Origin of the sequence: Mycobacterium sp. 5-140-3-2 (assembly GCF_035666375.1) — a bacterium.
Taxonomy (GTDB): Bacteria; Actinomycetota; Actinomycetes; order Mycobacteriales; family Mycobacteriaceae; genus Mycobacterium; species Mycobacterium intracellulare.
This window is the reverse complement of record NZ_CP142025.1, coordinates 3154428-3174913: the sequence shown is the minus strand read 5'-3', so window position 1 is coordinate 3174913 and position 20486 is coordinate 3154428. Positions and strand designations below refer to the sequence as shown.

19 protein-coding genes are annotated in these 20486 nt (G+C 70.6%); 11 read left to right on the top strand and 8 right to left on the bottom strand.

The window, feature by feature from the left end:
- Positions 1-10: 10 nt before the first annotated feature.
- Genes P6281_RS14735 through P6281_RS14720 form a run of 4 tightly spaced genes read right to left on the bottom strand, consistent with a single transcriptional unit; the run spans position 11 to position 4758 of the window.
- Positions 11-1801 carry a glycoside hydrolase family 15 protein gene (locus P6281_RS14735; RefSeq protein ID WP_008257603.1) on the bottom strand — a complete coding sequence of 597 codons (1791 nt, stop codon included), beginning with the start codon at positions 1799-1801 and terminating at the stop codon, positions 11-13.
- Entirely contained in the window at positions 1794-3491 is a 1698-nt protein-coding gene (locus tag P6281_RS14730; protein ID WP_008257601.1) for a GMC family oxidoreductase, read from the bottom strand. The genes P6281_RS14735 and P6281_RS14730 overlap by 8 nt, the downstream gene beginning before the upstream one ends.
- Positions 3491-4234: a gluconate 2-dehydrogenase subunit 3 family protein gene (locus P6281_RS14725; protein WP_008257600.1), complete on the bottom strand. Its 744-nt coding sequence runs from the start codon at positions 4232-4234 to the stop codon at positions 3491-3493. The genes P6281_RS14730 and P6281_RS14725 overlap by 1 nt, the downstream gene beginning before the upstream one ends.
- 17 nt (positions 4235-4251) lie before the next feature.
- Positions 4252-4758 carry a hypothetical protein gene (locus P6281_RS14720; protein ID WP_008257599.1) on the bottom strand — a complete coding sequence of 169 codons (507 nt, stop codon included), beginning with the start codon at positions 4756-4758 and terminating at the stop codon, positions 4252-4254.
- A gap of 467 nt (positions 4759-5225) precedes the next feature.
- Here P6281_RS14720 and P6281_RS14715 point away from each other — a divergent pair, with 467 nt between their 5' ends.
- Both P6281_RS14715 and P6281_RS14710 read left to right on the top strand, forming a co-directional pair.
- Entirely contained in the window at positions 5226-8273 is a 3048-nt protein-coding gene (locus P6281_RS14715) for an acyl-CoA synthetase (protein WP_085977609.1), read from the top strand.
- Positions 8270-8497, top strand: a complete 228-nt coding sequence (locus P6281_RS14710) for a Trm112 family protein (protein WP_014382737.1) — start codon at positions 8270-8272, stop codon at positions 8495-8497. Before P6281_RS14715 ends, P6281_RS14710 begins: the two co-directional genes overlap by 4 nt.
- On the opposite strand, the gene P6281_RS14705 is transcribed toward P6281_RS14710, so the two are convergent.
- The 4 genes from P6281_RS14705 to P6281_RS14690 all read right to left on the bottom strand — a co-directional run bounded on the left by P6281_RS14705 (position 8463) and on the right by P6281_RS14690 (position 12134).
- Positions 8463-9086 (bottom strand): TetR/AcrR family transcriptional regulator, encoded by a 624-nt coding sequence (locus P6281_RS14705; RefSeq protein ID WP_026071361.1) that lies wholly within the window; start codon positions 9084-9086, stop codon positions 8463-8465. The two genes, P6281_RS14710 and P6281_RS14705, sit on opposite strands and share 35 nt — an antisense overlap.
- 175 nt (positions 9087-9261) lie before the next feature.
- Positions 9262-10080 carry an ABC transporter permease gene (locus P6281_RS14700; RefSeq protein WP_072501338.1) on the bottom strand — a complete coding sequence of 273 codons (819 nt, stop codon included), beginning with the start codon at positions 10078-10080 and terminating at the stop codon, positions 9262-9264.
- Positions 10014-10778 carry an ABC transporter ATP-binding protein gene (locus P6281_RS14695; protein ID WP_014382735.1) on the bottom strand — a complete coding sequence of 255 codons (765 nt, stop codon included), beginning with the start codon at positions 10776-10778 and terminating at the stop codon, positions 10014-10016. The genes P6281_RS14700 and P6281_RS14695 overlap by 67 nt, the downstream gene beginning before the upstream one ends.
- Positions 10779-10853: 75 nt before the next feature.
- Positions 10854-12134, bottom strand: coding sequence for an ammonium transporter (locus tag P6281_RS14690; protein WP_020188604.1), 1281 nt, complete (start codon positions 12132-12134; stop codon positions 10854-10856).
- 96 nt (positions 12135-12230) lie between these two features.
- Here P6281_RS14690 and P6281_RS14685 point away from each other — a divergent pair, with 96 nt between their 5' ends.
- From P6281_RS14685 to recN, 9 genes are all read left to right on the top strand, one after another.
- On the top strand, positions 12231-12875 hold the full coding sequence (locus P6281_RS14685; RefSeq protein WP_014380308.1) for a DNA-3-methyladenine glycosylase: 645 nt from the start codon (positions 12231-12233) through the stop codon (positions 12873-12875).
- A gap of 92 nt (positions 12876-12967) precedes the next feature.
- Positions 12968-14230, top strand: a complete 1263-nt coding sequence (tyrS, locus tag P6281_RS14680) for a tyrosine--tRNA ligase (RefSeq protein WP_009955608.1) — start codon at positions 12968-12970, stop codon at positions 14228-14230.
- Positions 14231-14329: 99 nt separating this feature from the next.
- Positions 14330-14704, top strand: a complete 375-nt coding sequence (locus tag P6281_RS14675) for a DUF732 domain-containing protein (RefSeq protein ID WP_009955607.1) — start codon at positions 14330-14332, stop codon at positions 14702-14704.
- A gap of 28 nt (positions 14705-14732) precedes the next feature.
- Positions 14733-15533, top strand: a complete 801-nt coding sequence (locus tag P6281_RS14670; protein WP_225331121.1) for a tetratricopeptide repeat protein — start codon at positions 14733-14735, stop codon at positions 15531-15533.
- An 18-nt stretch (positions 15534-15551) separates the two neighbouring features.
- Positions 15552-16559 carry an HAD-IIA family hydrolase gene (locus P6281_RS14665; RefSeq protein ID WP_324738398.1) on the top strand — a complete coding sequence of 336 codons (1008 nt, stop codon included), beginning with the start codon at positions 15552-15554 and terminating at the stop codon, positions 16557-16559.
- 12 nt (positions 16560-16571) lie between these two features.
- A complete protein-coding gene (locus tag P6281_RS14660; protein ID WP_009955065.1) occupies positions 16572-16757 on the top strand; it encodes a hypothetical protein in 186 nt (61 codons plus the stop codon).
- Between the two features lie 8 nt (positions 16758-16765).
- On the top strand, positions 16766-17575 hold the full coding sequence (locus P6281_RS14655; protein ID WP_009955066.1) for a TlyA family RNA methyltransferase: 810 nt from the start codon (positions 16766-16768) through the stop codon (positions 17573-17575).
- Positions 17572-18498: an NAD kinase gene (locus P6281_RS14650; RefSeq protein ID WP_014385082.1), complete on the top strand. Its 927-nt coding sequence runs from the start codon at positions 17572-17574 to the stop codon at positions 18496-18498. The genes P6281_RS14655 and P6281_RS14650 overlap by 4 nt, the downstream gene beginning before the upstream one ends.
- A gap of 25 nt (positions 18499-18523) precedes the next feature.
- Positions 18524-20290 carry a DNA repair protein RecN gene (gene recN / locus P6281_RS14645; RefSeq protein ID WP_014385081.1) on the top strand — a complete coding sequence of 589 codons (1767 nt, stop codon included), beginning with the start codon at positions 18524-18526 and terminating at the stop codon, positions 20288-20290.
- Positions 20291-20486: the final 196 nt, after the last annotated feature.

Sequence of the window (20486 nt, the reverse complement as noted above, 5' to 3'; positions counted from 1 at the left end):
GGGCACCCGATCAGTCATGGTGGGCGGCGTCGTCGGTGAGGGTGGCGGTGCATTCCAGCATCAGCGCGTGCGCGAATGCCTGTGGGAGGTTGCCGCGGAGCTGGCGCTGCTGCACGTCGTATTCCTCGCAGAACAGGCCCGGCGGCCCGCAGGCGGTGCGGTTGCGCTCGAACCACCGCATCGCGCAATGGGCATGGCCCTGTTGGTGTTCGGCCAGCGCCATCATGAACCCGCAGAGCAGGAACGCTCCCTCGGCGTCGCCGAGGTCGCGTTCGTCGTGCCGGAAGCGGTAGACGAACCCGTCGTCGGCGAGTTCCCGGCGAACGGCGTCCAGCGTGGCGATGGTCCGCGGGTCGTCGGCGGGCACGGCCCCGCGCACCGGCGGCAGCAGCAGCGATGCGTCGACCCCCTTCTGCCCGGGGCTGCGTTGCCAATACCCGTGCGGGTGCAGGCTTTCCGATGCGGTCTCGGCGAGGATCGCGTCGGCCAGCGGAGCGCACGCAGCCACCTCGGGTCCGGCGCCGGCCAGTTTCGCGACGGCGCGTAACCCCCCCACGCAGGCCAGACGTGACTGCGTCCAGCGCTCGTTGTCGATCTCCCAGACGCCCGCATCCGGTTCGCGCCAACGCTTTTCGATGGCCTTAATCGCGGTCTGCGCCGCGCGCCAGCCGTCGGCATCGAGTCGGTCGGCGGCGCCCGCCTTGGCCAGCAGCTGGAGTGCCTCGCCGAAGGCATCCAGCTGGAATTGCTGATTGACCCAGTTGCCGATCTTGTCGGCGCCGCCGGGATAGCCGGGCAGGTCGAGCGTTTCCTCCCCGGGCACGGCGCCGCCGGTGATGGTGTAGGCGGGCTTGAGGTTCGGGCCGTCCTCGAGCAGCCGGGCGCTGATGAACTCCACCGCCCGGTCGAGCAGCTCGGTCGTGCCGACGGCGGCGGCGGCCATGCCCGCGTACACCTGGTCGCGGATCCAGGAATAGCGGTAGTCGTAATTCTGGTTGGAGTGCGCGCGTTCGGGCAGGCTCATGGTGGCGGCGGCGACCATGCCGCCGCCGCTGCTGGTCAGTCCCCGCAGCACGGCGTAGGAGCTGCGCCCGTCGCGGGGAGCGATGGTGCAGCTCAGCTCGGGCACACTGCGCTGCCAGGCCGCGGGGGTGGCCTCCCAGGCCAGGTCGGGGTCCGGGGGCTGGTCGGGCAGTGCGTGTTCCGACAGTTCGAGCACCAGGTCGTGGTGCTGGCCCTCCTCGAGTGTGATCTCACAGGTGAGCAACTCGCCCTTCTCCTGGGCGGCCCGGACGGGGCGCGCGTCGCAACCGGCCTGCCAGCGCCAGCGCAGCGGCCCCGAGCGGGCGCTCCACACCCGGTCATGAACGGTCGCCTTGCCGGGGCCGTGCCGGCCGAATCCCGCACTCGGCGCCAGCAGCACCCGCACCCGCGCCGTCCCGCGGCAGCCGGTGAGCCGCCGCAGCAGCACCGCCCGGTCCGGGTCGCCCGGAAAGGCCAGCGCGTCACGGCATTCCACGATGCCGTCGCGGGTGGTCCACCGGTTGCGCCAGATCAGGCTGCCCGGTTCGTAGTAGCCGCCCCAGACGTGCCGCACGTCGGTCGGGGTGACGGCGTAAACCCCGCCGCCGCCAATGAGATTGGAGAAGACGGCGTCGGAATCCCAGTGCGGCGCGCACATCCACGCCACGTCGCCCTGCGGTCCGATCAGCGCGCCCCGCTCGCCGTCTGCGAGCAGCGCGTACTCGCGCAGCACGCGGGGGGCGAAGGTGGTCGCGGTGTCGATCTTCAGGTCAGCCACGGGCTCCAGCCTTCGACCCCCGCCCCACGCCGGTATCGATCTTTCCGGTGGCCATTCGTTCGGCGAGCCGCGAGGCCAACGCCATGATCGTCAGCGCGGGATTGGCGGAACCCTGGGTGGGGCACACCGAGCCGTCGGCGAGAAACAGGTTCGGCATGCCCCAGACCCGGTGATCGGAGTCGACCACCGAATTCTGTGGCCCGGTGCCCATGCGGGCGCCGCCGATCAGGTGGGCGAAGCGCTCGATGGTCAGCACGTCCTGGGCGTCGGCGGCGTGCAGGATGTCGCCGATCACCTTGGTGGAGTAGGCCATGTTGGCCTTGTCGTTGTCGCAGAGCGTGTAGTCGAACCGGGCGACCGGGATGCCGTACGGGTCCTTCTCTTCGGCCAGCGTCACCCGATTGTCCGGCAGCGGTAACAACTCGTTGAGCACGCCGACGGTCGCCCAGTGGTTGTAGTCGCGCATGTACTCGCGCAGGGCGCGGCCCCAGTGCCCGTCCGCCATCACGTGTTCGGCCCAGCCGATGGGCATGGGCGACACCGTCTGGATGGAGAACCCGCGGGCGAACCCGCGAGAGAGGTCGGTCTCGTAGAACTGTTCGGAGGTCACCTCCGGGGGAGGCGCCTTGTACATCCGGACCTCCTCGGACCAGCGGCCCGCGGACTGGGTGGCGCCCTGCACCATCACGTAGCGCCCGACCTGATCGTCGTTGTTGCCCAACCCGTTCGGAAAGCGCTCGCTCACCGAGTTCAACAACAGGCGCGGTGTTTCGATCGAATACCCAGCTACGGCAACAACTTTGGCGCGCTGCAACCGTTCTTTGCCGCCCACCTCGTCGTAGTAGACCACACCCCGCGCCGCGCCCGTCTCGTCGAGTTCGACGCGCGAGGCCATGCAGTTGGCGCGGATCTCCACGTCGTGGGCCAGCGCGTCGGGAAGGTGCGTGACGTACGGGCTGGCCTTGGCGTTGACCTTGCAGCCCTGCAGGCAGTAGCCGCGGTAGATGCAGTGCGGGCGGTTGCCGAACGTGCCGTTGACGATGCCCACAGGCCCCACCCGCATCTCAATACCGAGCTTGAGCGCGCCCCGCCAGATTTTGGCTGCCGCCCCCGAAATGGGATGCGGGGCAAAGGGATAGCGATGCGGGTCGCCCCACGGCCAATTCTGGCCGGCCACCGGCAACTCGAGCTCGACCTGCTCGTAGTGGGGTCGGATGTCCTCGTAGCGCAGGGGCCAGTCGGCGCCCACCCCGTCGAGGGTGCGGGTCGCGAAATCGCTGGGGTGGAACCGCGGGGTGTAGCCGGCGTAGTGCACCATGGAGCCGCCCACCCCGCGCCCGGAGTTGTTCTTGCCCAGCTCAATTGGGTCGTCACCGCCGATGATGCGCTTCTGGGTCCAGTACAGCGCGTGGGAGCCGGCCTCGTCGGACACCCAGTCCTCGTCGGGGTGCCAGAAAGGGCCGGCCTCGAGGATCACGACCCGCCAGCCGGCGCGCGCCAGCCGCTGCGCCAGCACCGAGCCGCCGGCGCCGGCCCCGACGACCACCAGGTCGACCTCGTCGTCGTCGCGGTAGCGGCGCATGGTCTTTTCGCCGGGCAGGTCGCGCGAGTGCACGTCGAGCAGGAACCGCGACTCGTTGTCCTTCGGGCCGACGGCCCCCTTGAGCAGGCCCCGCCAGAAGTCGCCCATCACAACTCACCGTTCTGCACGACCTGCACGGGGTCTTCGTCGGTGGCGCCGGGCATCTCGTACGGTTCGCGCGCGGCGTCGGGCCCGGTGGCGCCGCCCAGGCGCATGAATCCGCGCGGGTAGGCGGGGCCGCCGAACCCGATCTCGTTCCAGGCCCACGGGTGGGAGTAGAAGCCGGACAGCGTCATTCGCATGCACACCGACCAGGCGCGCTTGACGTTCAGGTTCTCCCAGGCGCCGCCCTCCAGCTCGCCCTGCGAGAACTGCCCGACGATCTGTTCGCGGGTTTCGGTCCCGGCGGCGGCGAAGGAGGATGCGCCGTATCTGGCGGCGGTCTCGTCGAGCCCGCGCAGCACCAACCGCCACGTGTCGCGGTCGTCGGGCATGTCCGCGTACTGGTAGCCGTCGAGGCGCCCGTCGGCGAGCTTGGAGTCGACCGATTCGGCCGCCGGGACGCGCGGCTCGGCGTCCTGCGCGAGCACCGTGTCGCAGAACGCGCGCAGGCACGGCTCCTCCTCTGCGGTGAAAAACCGCAGGGGGCCGGGAGGTTCGAGCCGGGCCAGCACGACTTTCCTGGTGGCCTCGTCCCAGGTGCCGGCGGTTTCCAGCACGTCGAAATCGGGGTAGCGCCCGATCATCTGGGGTGTGGTGCCGCGGCGCTGCTTGGGCAGCCAGGACGGGTGCGGCGGCTTGCCGTGGGGGCGCAGGTTGGGCAGGTGGTCGGGGCGTGAGGTGTCAGCCATCTCAGTGATCCCGATGCCTAACCCCGGAACCGTTCGCGGCGCAGGATCGACGCCAGCAGCCCCATTCCGCCGACCATGCACATCAATCCCGGCGCCGCGATCGGCGGGCCCATGGGCACGTTGTAGGACGCGTGCTTCCATCCGCCCGGCTTGCGGGCGACGCCGCGCGCGTGCAGGTATTCGCCCATCAGACCGTTGGCCGTGTAGATGCCGGCGGTGATCGGGAGCCACAGCTTGGCCCAGCGCCGCGAGAACACGCCCCCGACGCCGGCGACGACCACCGGCGGCGTCACCACGATCGGGCTCCACATCCACTTGTTGCCGAAGCTCGCCTTGTAGTGCTCGAAGTAGATTTCGGCCGTCGTGACGAGCGCCGCAACGGCGGTCAGCCCGGACAGCGAGCGTTCGAAACGACCGTGTGCGACGTCGTACAGCGCCCGCTCGGCCAGGTGCGAGACCTCGCCCAGTCCGTCACTTCCGGCGGTGCGGCCTTTGCGCCGTCCGCCGCTGCCGAGCAACAACATGTGAAGTCCCTTCTGCGCTTGCGTCGTGCCGGATCACCGGCCCGGGCTGGTTTCCTGGGTGAGTCGTGGGGGGCGCAGCGGCACTGCGCTGGGGTGTGCCGTGACCGTGCCGGCCGAGTACGTCCATCGCGTCATGCAGTGACCTCTCCTTCGGGCTGGAAGGAACGCGGTCCGGCGGTCTCATAGCGCCCAGCTGTGGATTTCAACCGAAACGGTCGCGACGACGCGTCGTGACCGAAGCGCATCGACTGCGTACCCCGTGCCCTGCCGCACAAACTGGCGCGCAGGTGATTCACAGCGAGCCACCAGGCGGGGCGCCGGTGGCTAACGACCTACCGCCGCGGCACACGCCGAGTCGTCGGCCGAAGCCGACGGCGAGCCACCGCCTTCCCAGCGGAGCCCGGGTCTGTTCGCACGGCGCCCGCCGCCGCCGGATCGGTGTAACCACCGCCCTTCTAGCTGCCCAGATGTGCCATGATGTCCAAGCTGTCAAGACTCAGGGAGCAGCAGTGGATGTCAATCTTTCGATGGTCACACGACCGGTCGCGCGGCTGATCGCTACCGCGCAGAACGGGCTGGAAGTCTTGCGACTGGGGGGCTTGGAAACCGGCACGGTGCCGTCGCCGTCCCAGATCGTCGAGAGCGTGCCGATGTACAAGCTCCGGCGGTACTTCCCGCCGGACAGTCGGCCCGGCCAATCGCCCGTCGGGCCGCCGGTGCTGATGGTGCATCCGATGATGATGTCCGCCGACATGTGGGACGTCACCCGCGACGAAGGCGCGGTGGGGATCCTGCACAGCCGGGGGCTCGATCCCTGGGTCATCGACTTCGGCGAACCCGACAAGGTCGAAGGCGGCATGCGCCGCACGCTGGCCGATCACATCGTCGCGCTCAGTCAGGCCATCGACACGGTCCGGGACACCACGGGCAGCGACATCCATCTGGTCGGCTATTCGCAGGGCGGCATGTGGTGTTACCAGGTCGCCGCCTACCGGCGTTCGAAGAGCCTGGCCAGCATCGTCACCTTCGGCTCCCCGGTCGACACCCTGGCCGCCTTGCCGATGGGCATCCCGGCAAACTTCGCCGCGCCCGCCGCCAACTTCATGGCCGACCACGTCTTCAGCCGGCTGGCCATCCCCAGCTGGATGGCGCGCACCGGCTTCCAGATGCTCGACCCCCTCAAGACCGCCAAGGCGCGGGTCGACTTCGTCCGCCAGCTGCACGACCGCGAGGCGCTGCTGCCGCGCGAGCAGCAGCGGCGCTTCCTCGAACGCGAAGGCTGGATCGCGTGGTCCGGTCCCGCGATCTCCGAGCTGCTCAAGCAGTTCATCGCCCACAACCGGATGATGACCGGGGGTTTCGCCGTCAACGGACAGATGGTCACCCTGACCGACATCACCTGCCCGGTGCTGGCCTTCGTCGGCGAGGTCGACGACATCGGCCAGCCGGCCTCGGTGCGCGGCATCCGGCGCGCGGCACCGGACGCCGACGTCTACGAATCCACCATCCGCACGGGCCATTTCGGCCTGGTCGTCGGGTCCAAGGCGGCCCAACAAAGCTGGCCGACCGTCGCGGAATGGGTGCGATGGCTGTCCGCCGGCGGCGATAAGCCCACCAGCATCGCGCCGATGGCCGACCAGCCCGCCGAGCACACCGACAGCGGCGTGGCGCTGAGCTCCCGGCTCGCGCACGGCATCGGGGAGGCCTCCGAGGCGGCGCTGGGCATGGTCCGCGGCGCGGCCAACACCGTCGTCGCGGCCAACAAATCCGTGCGCACCCTGGCCGTCGAAACGGCCCGCACGCTGCCACGACTGGTCCGGCTGGGGCAGATCAACGACCACACCAGGATCTCGCTGGGCCGCATCATCGAGGAGCAGGCGCACGACGCCCCGCAGGGCGAATTCCTGTTGTTCGACGGGCGGGTGCATACCTACGAGGCGGTGAACCGGCGCATCAACAACGTCGTCCGCGGCCTCATCGAGGTCGGGGTGCGCCAGGGCGACCGGGTCGGCGTGCTGATGGAGACCCGGCCCAGCGCGCTGGTGGCCATCGCCGCGCTGTCCCGCCTGGGCGCCATCGCGGTGGTGATGCGGCCCGACGCCGACCTGGCCGCCTCGGTGCGGCTCGGGGGAGTGACCGAGATCCTCACCGACCCCACTAACCTCGACGCGGTGCTGGAGTCGGACGGGCAACTGCTGCGGCAGGTGCTGGTGCTCGGCGGCGGCGAGACGCGGGACCTGCACCTGCCCGAGGACTCCGACGAGCAGCCCCAGGTCATCGACATGGAACAGATCGACCCGGACGCCGTCGAGCTGCCCGGCTGGTATCGGCCCAACCCGGGGCTGGCCCGGGACCTGGCGTTCATCGCGTTCAGCTCGGCCGGCGGCGAGCTGGTGGCCAAGCAGATCACCAACTACCGCTGGGCGGTCTCGGCGTTCGGTACGGCCTCGACGGCCGCCCTCGACCGCCGCGACACCGTGTACTGCCTGACACCGCTGCACCACGAGTCCGCGCTGCTGGTCAGCCTGGGCGGCGCGGTGGTCGGCGGCACCCGCATCGCGCTGTCGCGCGGCCTGGACCGGACCCGATTCATCCAGGAGGTGCGCCAGTACGGCGTCACCGTGGTGTCCTACACCTGGGCCATGCTCGGCGAGATCCTCGACAACCCGGCCGATCCGCCCTTCGTCCTGCACGGCAACCACCCGGTGCGCCTGTTCATCGGCTCCGGCATGCCGACCGGGCTGTGGGGGCGTGTCGTCGAGGCGTTCGCGCCCGCTCACGTCGTCGAGTTCTTCGCCACCACCGACGGTCAGGCGGTGCTGGCCAACGTGTCCGGCGCCAAAATCGGCAGCAAGGGCCGCCCGCTGCCGGGTGCCGGGCGCATCGAGTTGGGCGCCTACGACACCGAACACGACCTGATCCTGGAAAACGAGCGGGGCTTCGTGCAGATCGCCGAACCCAAACAGGTCGGGGTTCTGCTCGCCGCGTCCAACGGCCCGATCGATCCGAGCGCCTCCGTCAAGCGCGGGGTGTTCGCCGCCGGCGACACCTGGATCTCGACCGAGTACCTCTTCTACCGCGACGACGACGGCGACTACTGGCTGGCGGGCCGGCGCGGCTCGGTGGTGCGGACCCCGCGGGGGCTGGTCTACGCCGAGCCGGTCACCGACGCGCTGGGTTGCATCAACGGCGTCGACCTCGCGGTGACCTACAACGTGCCCGTGCGCGACCACGAGGTGGCGGTGTCGGCGGTGACGCTGTTGCCGGGCGCCTCCATCACGGCGGCCGACCTGACCGAGGCCTTCGCCAAGATCCCGATCGGGCTCGGGCCCGACATCGTCTGCGTGGTCCCGGAGATGACGCTGAGCGCGACCTACCGCCCGACCGTCAGTGCGCTGCGGGCCGCCGGGATTCCCAAGGCGGGACGGCACGTCTGGTATTTCGATGCGGAGACCGAACACTACCGCCGGCTGACTCCCGGGGTGCGTTCCGAGCTGAGCGGGGCCCGGTCATGATCGACGACGCGCTGCTGAACATCCTGGTGTGCCCGGCCGACCGCGGCCCACTGGTGTTGGTATCCCGAACGGGCGGTGGGGAAGTGCTCTACAACCCCCGGTTGCGCCGCGCCTACCGGATCGAGGACGGCATCCCGGTGCTGCTGATCGACGAGGCCCGCGACGTCGACGACGACGAGCACGCCCGGCTCATGGCGCAAGGCCCTCCGGCAGATCCCCAGTGAGGTAGCGCTGCAGGTTGGGCGCGATGATTCGCGCGACCTGCTCGGCCGGCAGCGACGCGAACGGCTCCAGTTGCAGGATGTAGCGCGCCATCACCACACCCACCAGTTGCGACGCCACGAATTGGATGCGAATAATTCCACTTCCCGGTGGATCGTCCACGCGGGCACCGACTTCGACGGCGATCACGTCCTGAATGAACGCGCGAAACAGGTTGATCTCCGACCCCGCCAGGATCGAGCGCAGCGTCGCGATGAACGCCGCGCCGATCTCGGAATCCCACAGCGGCAACAACATCGACGGAATCTGGTAGCCGAGCTCCTCGACGGGCACCTCGCGCAGCGGGCCGATGACGTCCATCGGATCGACCGGGATGTGGACGGCCGCGGCGAACAGCTGCTCCTTGGTGCCGAAGTAATGGTGCACCAACGCCGAATCCACCCCCGCCGACGCGGCCACCGCACGTATCGACGTGTTACGAATACCGTTGCGCGCGAACAATTCCCGGGCGCTAGCCAGTATCCGCTCCCGGGTATCGGAGTTCCCGGAGGGCCGGCCCCGTCGCCGGCGGCCGGTGTTGGTAGTCGTCACTGGTCGCTCGCCACAATCTCATGGTGGCGACCCGCTGCGCCCGGCTGCGTCGCGCTTGCGATCGCCACTATCTCATGGTGGCGACCCGCTGCGCCCGGCTGCGCCGCGCTTGCGATCGCCACTATCTCATGGTGGCGACCCGCTGCGCCCGGCTGCGCCGCGCTTGCGATCGCCACTAGCCGGTCCGTCGCCGCAGCGTCGCCGCCGCCAGGCACAGCGCCGCCAGGGCGAAGGCCAACACCACGATGATGTCGCGCACCGCGATGAAGGTCAGCTCCGGGTGCGCGCCCACCTGTTGCAGGGCCTCGAGCGCGTAGCTGGCCGGCAGCACATTGCTGATCCATTGCAGCCAGTGTGGCATCACCGCCCGCGGCACGATGATGCCGGCCAGCAGCAGCTGCGGCACCATCACCAGCGGGATGAACTGCACGGCCTGAAACTCGGTGCGCGCGAACGCGCTACACAACAGGCCGAGTCCGACTCCCAGCACGGCGTTGACGATCGCGATCACGAACACCCACAACGGGCTGCCCGCCGTGTCGAAGCCGAGCAGCCAGAACGACACGATGCACGCCAGAACGGCTTGCGCCGCAGCGGCCGTCGAGAAGGCGGTGCCGTAGGCGATCAGCAGGTCGAGCCGGCGCAGCGGAGTGGTCAGGATGCGCTCCAGCGTTCCCGAGGCCCGTTCGCGTTGCATGGTGATCGCCGTGATGATGAACATCACGAACAGCGGGAACAGGCCGAGCAGGATCAGGCAGGCGTTGTTGAACGGGGTCGGGCCGCCCGGGCGGTGCGGGGCGTTTTCGAACATGAAGTACATCAGGGTGATCACCAGGACCGGCACCAACAGGATCATCGCGACGCTGCGGTGATCGGCGGCCAACTGGCGCAGGATCCGCGTCGTGGTCGCCGTATACCCGTTGAGCCCTAACCGGCTTCGCGCATGGTGCTGCGCTTGATGATGGACAGAAACGCGTCCTCCAGTGACGTGCATCCGGTGTCCTCTCGCAGTTGGGACGGGGTGGTGTGGGCGACCAGCCGGCCTTCGCGCATCAGCAGCAGGTCCCCGCAGTGGTCGGCCTCGTCCATGACGTGGCTGGAAACCAGCAATGTGGTCCCCGCGCGGGCCAATTCGGCGAACTGGTCCCACAGGTCCGCGCGCAGCACCGGATCGAGTCCCACGGTGGGCTCGTCGAGCACCAGCAGATCGGGCTGGCAGACCAGCGCGCAGGCCAGCGACACCCGGGTGCGTTGGCCACCGGACAGGTTGCCGCACAAGGCCGTTCGGTGATCGCTGAGCCCGACTCGTTCGATGGCGGCGTCGGCGGCCCGGCCGTCGAACCCGTACAGCGTGGCGAAGTAGCGAACGTTGTCGATGATGCGAAGGTCGTTGTAGATGGTCGGGTCCTGCGGCAGGTAGCCGACGCGACGGCGCAGTTCGGCGCTGCCGGCAGGCTTGCCGAGCACGAAGACGCGGCCCGAGGTCACGATCTGGGTGCCGACGATGCATCGGATCAGCGTGGTCTTGCCGCAGCCGGACGGGCCGAGCAGGCCGGTGATGCTGCCCGCCGCGATCTGCACGGAGAAGTCGTGCAGGGCCGGGCGTTTACCGCGGATCACGCGCAGGTGATCGATCTCTACCGCCGGCTCGGCCCGGTCCGGGATTAATTCATCACGGGATGAACTCATCATGTGATGAATATTCGTCGCGCGTGGCCGCGCTGTCAAGGGGTCGCAGCATCCGGGCCTTCGCAGCCCCGGGCGGGCCTAGTTGAAGCGCTCGCCGATCGCCGGGCGTCGCTGCGGCAGGTGCCCGTGCACGCCTTCGGCGTAGGCGGTTTCGGCGTGCTGGGTGAGGTCGGCGCCGGTGGTTTCGTCTTCGGTACTGAGCCGGAAACCCACCACCCGATCGATCACCTTGGCGAGCACGAACGACACGGTGAACGCGTAGAACGCGACGACCGCGATCGCCAGCGTCTGCTTGCCCAGCTGGCCGACGCCGCCGCCGTAGAACAGGCCGCGCGGGCCCGCCGTCATGACCGCCGTGGCGAGCAGCCCGATCAGGAACACACCGACCACGCCGCCGACGAAGTGCACGCCCACCACGTCGAGCGAATCGTCATAGTTGAAGCGCAACTTCGCGCCCACCGCGAACGAGCACACGACACCCGCCGCCAGGCCGACGATCGTCGCGCCGAGGGTGTTGACGGTCCCGCACGATGGGGTGATGGCCACCAGGCCGGCGACCACGCCCGACGCCGCACCGAACGTGGTGGGCCTGCCGTCGCGAATCTGTTCGACCGCAAGCCAACCCAGCATGCCCAGACATCCCGCGACCAAGGTGTTGAGGAAGATGGCCGCGGCGGTTCCGTTGGCGGCCAGGGCGGAGCCGGCGTTGAACCCGAACCAGCCGAACCACAGCAGCCCGACACCGACGAACAGCAGCGGCAGGTTGTGCGGCCGCATGGCGTCCTTCTTGAAACCGATGCGCGGCCCGAGCACCAGCGCCAGCGCCAGCGCGGAGGAACCCGAGACGATCTCGACGACCAGCCCGCCCGCATAGTCGAGGACGCCCAACTTGGCCAGCCAGCCGCCCGGCCCCCAGACCCAGTGGGCGACAATCGAATACACGGCGATCGTCCAGACCGGGACGAAAACCATCCAGGCGGCGAACTTCGCGCGGTCGGCGATCGCGCCACTGACCAGCGCGGCCGTGATGATCGCGAACGTCAATTGGAACGTGGCATACAGCAACTCGGGCACCGCCGTGCCGTGCACCGTGTCGGGGGTGATGCCGAGCATCCCGAAATGCCTGAGGTTGCCGACGAACCCGCTGGCCCCGTCTTCGGAGAACGCGAGGGTGTAGCCGATCAGCAGCCACGCCACGGTCACCAGCGGGATGGAGATGAAGCTCATCATCATCATGTTGAGCACCCCGGTGGTGCGGACCATGCCGCCGTAGAAGATCGCCAGGCCGGGCGTCATCAGCAAGACCAGCGCGGTGCTGGCCAGCAGCCACGCCGTGGCGGCCGGGTCTATCGCGTGCATGTCGGCCTCCTTCGGGTCCCGGACACCGGGATACTGCCATGTTCGGGCCGCCGGTAGGTTCGTTGGGTTACTGAAAAGAGGATTCAGGATCTTCAATTGGTCGAGGCTGGACGACGATCTCGCGCAAGCACGGCGGCGGCGCAGCTGTTGGTCGACCCGGTCGAGGCCGCGCGCCGGTTACTGGGCGCCACCCTCACCGCGCGGGGTGTGAGCGGGATAGTCGTCGAGGTCGAGGCCTACGGGGGAGTGCCCGACGGTCCGTGGCCGGACGCCGCGGCGCACTCTTACAAGGGCCTGCGCGCCCGCAATTTCGTGATGTTCGGGCCGCCGGGGCGGCTCTACACCTACCGCAGCCACGGCATCCATGTCTGCGCGAACGTCTCGTGCGGTCCCGACGGCACCGCGGCCGCGGTGTTGCTGCGGGCGGCCGCGATCGAGGACGGCACCGACGCCGCCCGGGCCCGCCGCGGCGAGCTGGTGCACACCGCCGCGCTGGCGCGCGGGCCGGGGAACCTGTGCGCTGCCATGGGAATCACCATGGACGACAACGGAATCGACCTGTTCGACGGCAACAGCCCGGTGACGCTCGAGCTGCACGAACCGCTGAGCTCGATGTCCGGCCCGCGGGTCGGTGTCAGCCAGGCCGCCGACCGGCCCTGGCGGTTGTGGCTTCCCGGGCGCCCGGAGGTGTCGGCGTATCGCCGCAGCCCGCGCGCGCCGGCCCCGGGTGCCAGCGACTAACCCGCGGCGAACGTCGGGTCGCTGGGGGAAGCGCCCCGAATCCGCGCCACAAGTCGACGCCCGCCGTCGGCGCTCTGGAAGACTCGTACACCATGATCCTCGACGAGCTGGGCTGGCGCGGCCTGATCGCGCAGTCCACCGACCTCGATGCGCTGGCGGCCGAAGCCCGGCGCGGGCCGATGACGGTGTACGCCGGCTTCGACCCCACCGCGCCGAGCCTGCACGCCGGCCACCTGGTGCCCCTGCTGGCACTGCGCCGCTTCCAGCGCGCCGGCCACCGCCCCATCGTGCTCGCCGGCGGCGCCACCGGGATGATCGGCGACCCCCGCGACGTTGGTGAGCGCACCCTCAACGAGGCCGACACCGTCGCCGAGTGGACCGAACGGATCGGCGGACAGTTGCAACGCTTCGTCGACTTCGACGATTCACCGACCGGCGCCGTCGTCGTCAACAACCTGGACTGGACGCGCCCGCTGTCGGCGATCGAGTTCCTGCGCGACATCGGCAAGCACTTCTCGGTCAACGTCATGCTGGACCGCGACACCGTGCGGCGCCGCCTGGACGGCGACGGCATCTCCTACACCGAATTCAGCTACATGCTCCTTCAGGCCAACGACTACGTCGAACTGCACCGCCGCTACGGCTGTCGCCTGCAGATCGGCGGCTCCGACCAGTGGGGCAACATCATCGCCGGGGTCCGGCTGGTCCGCCAGCAGCTCGGCGCCTCGGTCCACGCGCTGACCGTGCCCCTGGTGACCGCCGCCGACGGCACCAAGTTCGGCAAGTCCACCGGTGGCGGCAGCCTGTGGCTGGACCCCGCGCTGACCACCCCGTATGCCTGGTACCAGTACTTCTTCAACACCGCCGACGCCGACGTGATCCGCTACTTGCGCTGGTTCACCTTCCTGTCGGCCGACGAGCTGGGCGAGCTGGAGCAGGCCACGGCCGAGCGCCCCCAACAACGCGCCGCGCAGCGGCGGCTGGCGCGCGAACTGACCGTGCTGGTGCACGGCGAGGCGGCCACCGAGGCCGTCGAGCACGCCAGCCGGGCGCTCTTCGGGCAGGGCGAGCTGGGCCGGCTGGACGAGGCCACGCTGTCCGCGGCGCTGCGCGAGACGTCGGTCGCCGAGCTCAAACCCGGTGGCCCCGACGGGATCGTCGACCTGCTGGTGGCCAGCGGGCTGTCCGAGAGCCGCAAGGCCGCGCGGCGCACCATCGGCGAGGGCGGCGTCTCGGTCAACAACGTCCGCATCGAAAGCGAGGAGTGGGCCCCGCAGCCGGCGGACTTCCTGCACGGCCGGTGGCTGGTGCTGCGCCGCGGCAAGCGCACCGTCGCGGGGGTCGAAAAAGTCTAGACCGCCCGGGCGCCGTAGAGCCTCCGCGAAACACGCGCGTGCACAGATCTTTACCTCACCGTGTCGTCGGCGTGACCCGAAAGGACCACTGTTGTCACGGTGATTTTCGCGACGCGTGTGCGGTCGACCGTCCTGCGGAGCCTGGGGGTGATCACGGGCCTGGTGGCGCTGGCCGCGGCTCTGTCGGGGGCGATGTCGGCGCCGATCCGCGCGGACATGCTCAGCAATGCGTTCCTGTCGGCGCTGACGAACGCCGGGATCGCCTATAGCCAGCCGACCGGCACCACCGCGATGGGACAGTCGGTGTGCCCGATGCTGTTCGAGCCCGGCGGGTCCTTCGACGCGGTGACGTCCAAGATGGCCGAGGGCAACGGCATGTCGTACGAGACGGCCGGCAGGTTCACCATCGTGGCGATCGCGACCTACTGCCCGGCGCTGATCGCGCCGCTCCTGGGCAACCGGCTGCCGAGTTAGGTGTGGCGCTGCCCGTATTCTCGGCAGCGTGGTCGACGACAGGCAGAGGCACCGCGGCGAGCGGAGGGCGCGGCCGGCATCCGGCAACTGGTCCGGTCCGGGCCGTGCGCGGCCGGCTCAGCCGCAGAGCGGCCCGCGCCGCGACGCCCAGGCCGATCGCGCCCCGCAGGACGGGCCGCCGATCCCGCCCGGCGTGGAAGCCAAGCAGCTGGCACCCGACGTTCGCCGCGAACTGAGCACCCTGGACCGGGCCACCGCCGACGCGGTGGCCCGCCACCTCGTCGCCGCGGGCGAGCTGCTCGACGAGGACCCGGAGGCGGCGTTGCGTCACGCCCGCGCGGCGCGGGCCCGGTCCAGCCGCATCGCCACCATCCGGGAGGCGGTCGGCATCGCCGCCTACCACTGCGGCGACTGGTCGCAGGCGCTGGCGGAGTTCCGCGCCGCACGCCGCATGGGCAGCAAGTCCGCGTTGCTCCCGCTGATCGCCGATTGCGAACGCGGACTTGGCCGTCCGGAGCGCGCCATCGAGCTCGCGCGCGGACCGGAGGCCGCCGAGCTGTCCGGGGACGACGCCGACGAGCTCCGCATCGTCGCCGCCGGGGCGCGCGCGGACCTCGGGCAGCTGGAGCAGGCGCTGACCGTATTGTCCACGCCGCAACTGGATCCCAGCCGCACCGGCTCCACGGCCGCGCGGCTCTTTTACGCCTACGCGGACACGCTGCTCGCGCTCGACCGCACCGACGATGCGCTGCAATGGTTCCTGCGTTCGGCCGCCGCCGACGTCGACGGAGTCACCGACGCCGAAGACCGGGTCAGTGAACTCGGCTGACACGACGGAACCGACGACGTGAAAAGCCTTGCGCAGGAATACGATTGCCTACTGATCGACCTCGACGGGACGGCATTTCGCGGCCGCCAGCCCACCGAGGGCGCCGTTGAGGCGCTGGCCGAGGTGCGCAGTCGCGCGTATTTCGTCACCAACAACGCCTCCCGCAGCGCCGACGAGGTCGCCGCGCACCTGACCGAACTCGGCTTCACCGCCACCGCCGACGACGTCGCCACCAGCGCCCAGAGCGCGGCCCGGCTGCTCGCCGACCAGCTGCCCCCGGACTCGCCGGTGCTGATCGTGGGCACCGAGGCCCTGGCCGGCGAGATCACCGCCGTCGGGCTGCGCCCAGTGCGCAGCAACGACGACGACCCGGCCGCCGTCGTGCAGGGCCTGTCCCTGACCATCGGCTGGCCCGAGCTCGCCGAGGCGGCGCTGGCGATCCGGGCCGGCGCGCGATGGGTGGCGGCCAACGTCGACCTCACCCTGCCCACCGAGCGCGGGTTGCTGCCCGGCAACGGCTCGTTGGTGGCCGCGCTGCGGGCGGCCACCGGCGCCGAACCCCAGGTGGCGGGCAAGCCGGCGCCCGCCCTGCTGCGCGACGCGGCGGCCCGGGGCGACTTCCGCGCGCCCCTGGTGATCGGCGACCGGCTCGACACCGACATCGAGGGCGCCAACGCCGCCGAGCTGCCCAGCCTGATGGTGCTCACCGGGGTCAACTCCGCGCGGGACGCGGTGTACGCCAAGCCCGCCCAGCGCCCCACCTACATCGGCCACGATCTGCGCTCGCTGCACGCCGACGCCGGGCGCCTCGCGGTCGGCCCGCAACCGGGCTGGCGGGTCGACGTCGCGGACGGGGCGGTCACGGTCCGCGGGGACGGGCCGGACGACGGGGACGTCCTGTCGATCGTGCGCGCGGTCGCCGGCGCGGTGTGGGGCGCCCCGGGGTCTGGCGCCGTGCGCATCGAGGCCGGCGACGACCGGGCGCGCGCCGCGCTGCAGCGCTGGTCTTTGGTGCGCACCGACTAACGTAGGAACGCGATGAGTATCGACCCCGATCAGATTCGCGCCGAGATCGACGCCCTGCTGGCCCGGCTGCCCCGACCCGGCGACCAGGAGGACCCCGAGAAGGCGCCCTCGCTCGACGAGCTCGAAGAGATCGCGCGCCGGCTCTCCGAGGCCCACGACGTCCTGTTGGCCGCGCTGGAGTCGGCGGAGAAGGGCTGAGTGCGCGCATGTCTCGACGCGCCCGCGTTGACGCCGAGCTGGTGCGGCGCGGCCTGGCCCGGTCGCGTCAGCAGGCCGCGGAGTTGATCGGCGCCGGCAAGGTGAGCATCGACGGGATGCCGGCGCGCAAGCCCGGCACCGCCGTCGCCGTCACCGCCGCCCTGACCGTGGCCACCGACGGCGAACGCGGCTGGGTCTCGCGCGGCGCGCACAAACTCATCGGCGCGCTGGACGCCTTCGGGATCTCCGTCGCGGGCCGCCGCTGCCTGGACGCCGGCGCGTCGACGGGCGGCTTCACCGAAGTCCTGCTGGACCGCGGGGCCGCCGAAGTGGTGGCCGTGGACGTGGGATACGGCCAGCTGGCGTGGTCGCTGCGCAGCGATGCGCGGGTCGTCGTCGTCGAGCGGACCAACGTTCGTGACCTGACGCCCGAGGCGATCGGCGGGCCGGCCGACCTCGTCGTGGCCGACCTGTCGTTCATCTCGTTGGCCACAGTGTTGCCGGCGCTGGCTGGATGCGCCGCACCGAACGCGGATATCGTTCCCATGGTGAAGCCACAGTTTGAGGTGGGGAAGGGCCAGGTCGGCGCGGGCGGTGTGGTGCACGACCCCGGCCTGCGCGCCGACGCCGTGACGTCGGTCGCGCGCCGCGCCGCCGAGCTGGGTTGGCACACCGTCGACGTCACCGCGAGCCCGCTGCCGGGGCCGTCGGGCAACGTCGAATATTTCCTTCGGCTGCGCGCCCAGGCCGATCGTCCGCTCGCCGGCGACGCCCTGGTGGCGGCGGTGCGGCACGCGGTGGAAAGCGGGCCGCAGTGACTCCAGCCGAACGCACCGTCTTGATGGTCGTCCACACCGGCCGCGAAGAAGCCACCGAGACGGCCCGCCGTGTACAGAAAACGCTGGGCGACAACGGAATCGGGCTTCGGGTGCTGTCCGCCGAGGCTGTCGACCGGGGACCGTTGCACCTGGCCCCCGACGACATGCGGGCGATGGGCGTCGAGATCGAGGTCGTCGACGCCGACCCCCGGGCCGCCGAAGGCTGCGAACTGGTGCTGGTACTCGGCGGCGACGGGACGTTCCTGCGGGCCGCCGAGCTCGCGCGCAACGCCGGCATCCCGGTGCTGGGCGTGAACCTCGGGCGGATCGGCTTTCTGGCCGAGGCCGAGGCCGAGGCCATCGACCGGGTGCTGGACCACGTTGTCGCACAGGACTACCGGGTGGAGAACCGCCTGACGCTCGACGTGGTCGTGCGCCAGGGCGGCCGGGTCTCCGCGCACGGCTGGGCCCTCAACGAGGTCAGCCTGGAAAAGGGCCCCCGGCTCGGCGTACTCGGGGTGGTGGTCGAAATCGACGGGCGGCCGGTGTCCGCCTTCGGCTGCGACGGCGTCCTGGTGTCGACCCCGACGGGTTCCACCGCCTACGCGTTCTCCGCGGGCGGCCCGGTGCTCTGGCCCGACCTGGAGGCAATCCTGGTGGTACCCAACAACGCTCACGCGCTGTTCGGTCGCCCCATGGTCACCAGCCCGAACGCCACCATCGCGATCGAGGTGGAGGCGGACGGCCACGACGCCCTGGTGTTCTGCGACGGCCGCCGCGAGATGCTCATCCCGGCCGGCAGCCGCATCGAGGTGAAACGTTGTGACACGGCGGTGAAATGGGCCCGGCTGGACAGCGCCCCGTTCACGGACCGGTTGGTGCGCAAGTTCCGGCTGCCGGTGACCGGGTGGCGCGGAAACTGACGGCACAGCACGGGATCCTGACTGAATGCTGACTGAAATCCGGATCGAGTCGCTCGGGGCGATCAGCTCGGCGGTCGGCGAGTTCGACCGCGGCCTGACCGTGCTGACGGGGGAGACCGGCACTGGAAAGACCATGGTGGTCACCGGCTTGCATCTGCTCGGCGGCGCCCGCGCCGACGCCACCCGGGTCCGGTCGGGGGCCGAGCGGGCCCTCGTCGAAGGGCGGTTCAGCACAACGGATCTCGACGAGGCCATGGTCGTGCGGCTCGACGAGATGCTCGACGCGTCGGGCGCCGAACGCGACGAGGACGGCAGCGTCATCGCGCTGCGCTCGGTCAGCCGTGACGGGCCGTCGCGGGCCTACCTCGGCGGCCGCAGCGTGCCCGCCAAATCGCTGGGCGACTTCACCGCCGGGCTGCTGACCCTGCACGGGCAGAACGACCAGCTGCGCCTCATCCGGCCCGAGGAGCAGTGCGCGGCGCTGGACCGCTTCGCCAAGGCCGGACCCGCGCTCGAGCGGTACTGCAAACTGCGCGACGCCTGGCTGTCGGCGCGGCGCGACCTGCTCGACCGCCGCAACCGCATGCGCGAGCTCGCACTGGAGGCCGACCGGCTGACGTTCGCCCTCAACGAGATCGACGCCGTCGACCCGCAACCGGGCGAGGACGACGCCCTGGTCGCCGAGATCGTGCGGCTCTCCGAACTGGACACCCTGCGCGAGGCCGCCGCCACCGCCCGCGCGGCGCTGTCCTCCGAGGAGACCGACGGCCTCAGTGCCACCGACAGCCTGGGAAAGGCAAGGGCCGCACTGGAATCCACCGGCGACGCCAAGCTGACGGCGCTGGCCGGCCAGATCGGCGAGGTGCTGACCGTGCTCGTCGACGCGGCCGGCGAACTGGGCGGCTTCCTCGAGGAGCTGCCGGTCGACGCCAGCGCCCTGGAATCCAAGCTGGCCCGTCAGGCCGAACTGCGCACCCTGACCCGCAAGTACGCCGCGGACATCGACGGCGTGATCGGGTGGGCCCAGGAGTCGCGGCAACGGCTGGCCCAGCTCGACGTCTCCGAGGAGGGTTTGGCGGCGCTGGCAGCCCGGGTCGACGAGCTCGGCCGCGAATTGGCCCAGGCCGCGGTCGATCTCAGCGCCACGCGGCGCAAGGCCGCCAAGCGGCTCGCCAAGGAGGTCACCGCCGAGCTGTCCGGGCTGGCGATGGCCGACGCCCAATTCACCATCGACGTGACCCTGGATGCCGCGCCGGACACCGCGTCGGACCCCGACGATTCGGCCGCGCTGCGGCTGCCGTCGGGCGAGCTCGTCCACGCCGGCGCCGACGGCGTCGACCAGGTCGAGTTCGGTTTCGCCGCGCACCGGGGCATGGACCAGCTGCCGCTGGCCAAGAGCGCCTCCGGTGGCGAGCTGTCCCGGGTGATGCTCGCCCTGGAGGTGGTGCTGGCCACGTCCCGCAAAGAGGCCGCGGGCACCACCATGGTGTTCGACGAGGTCGACGCCGGGGTGGGCGGCCGCGCGGCGGTGCAGATCGGGCGCCGGCTGGCGCGATTGGCGCGCACCCACCAGGTCATCGTGGTCACGCACCTGCCGCAGGTTGCGGCGTACGCCGACGTGCACCTGGTGGTGCACGCCGCGGGGCCCAAGGGGACCAGCGTGGTACGGCGCCTGGGCGGCGACGAGCGGGTCGCCGAGCTGGCGCGGATGCTGGCCGGGCTGGGCGAATCCGACAGCGGCCGCGCGCACGCCCGCGAGCTGCTCGAGGCGGCGCAAAAGGACGAGATCTAGGCCCGTGTTGCGGCCGCGGCCGTCTCCGCCCCTGTGTCCGCGCCCCTGTCTCGGGCCCCTGTCTCCGCGAGCGTCGACTTGTGGCGGCCAACCCCGGCGTGTCGCCGCATCAAGTCGACGTTCGAGACCAGTTCGGCACAGAGCTGTTACTAATGGGACTCTAGATAACTTCTGGGGCTAATGTTACGGCGCGCCT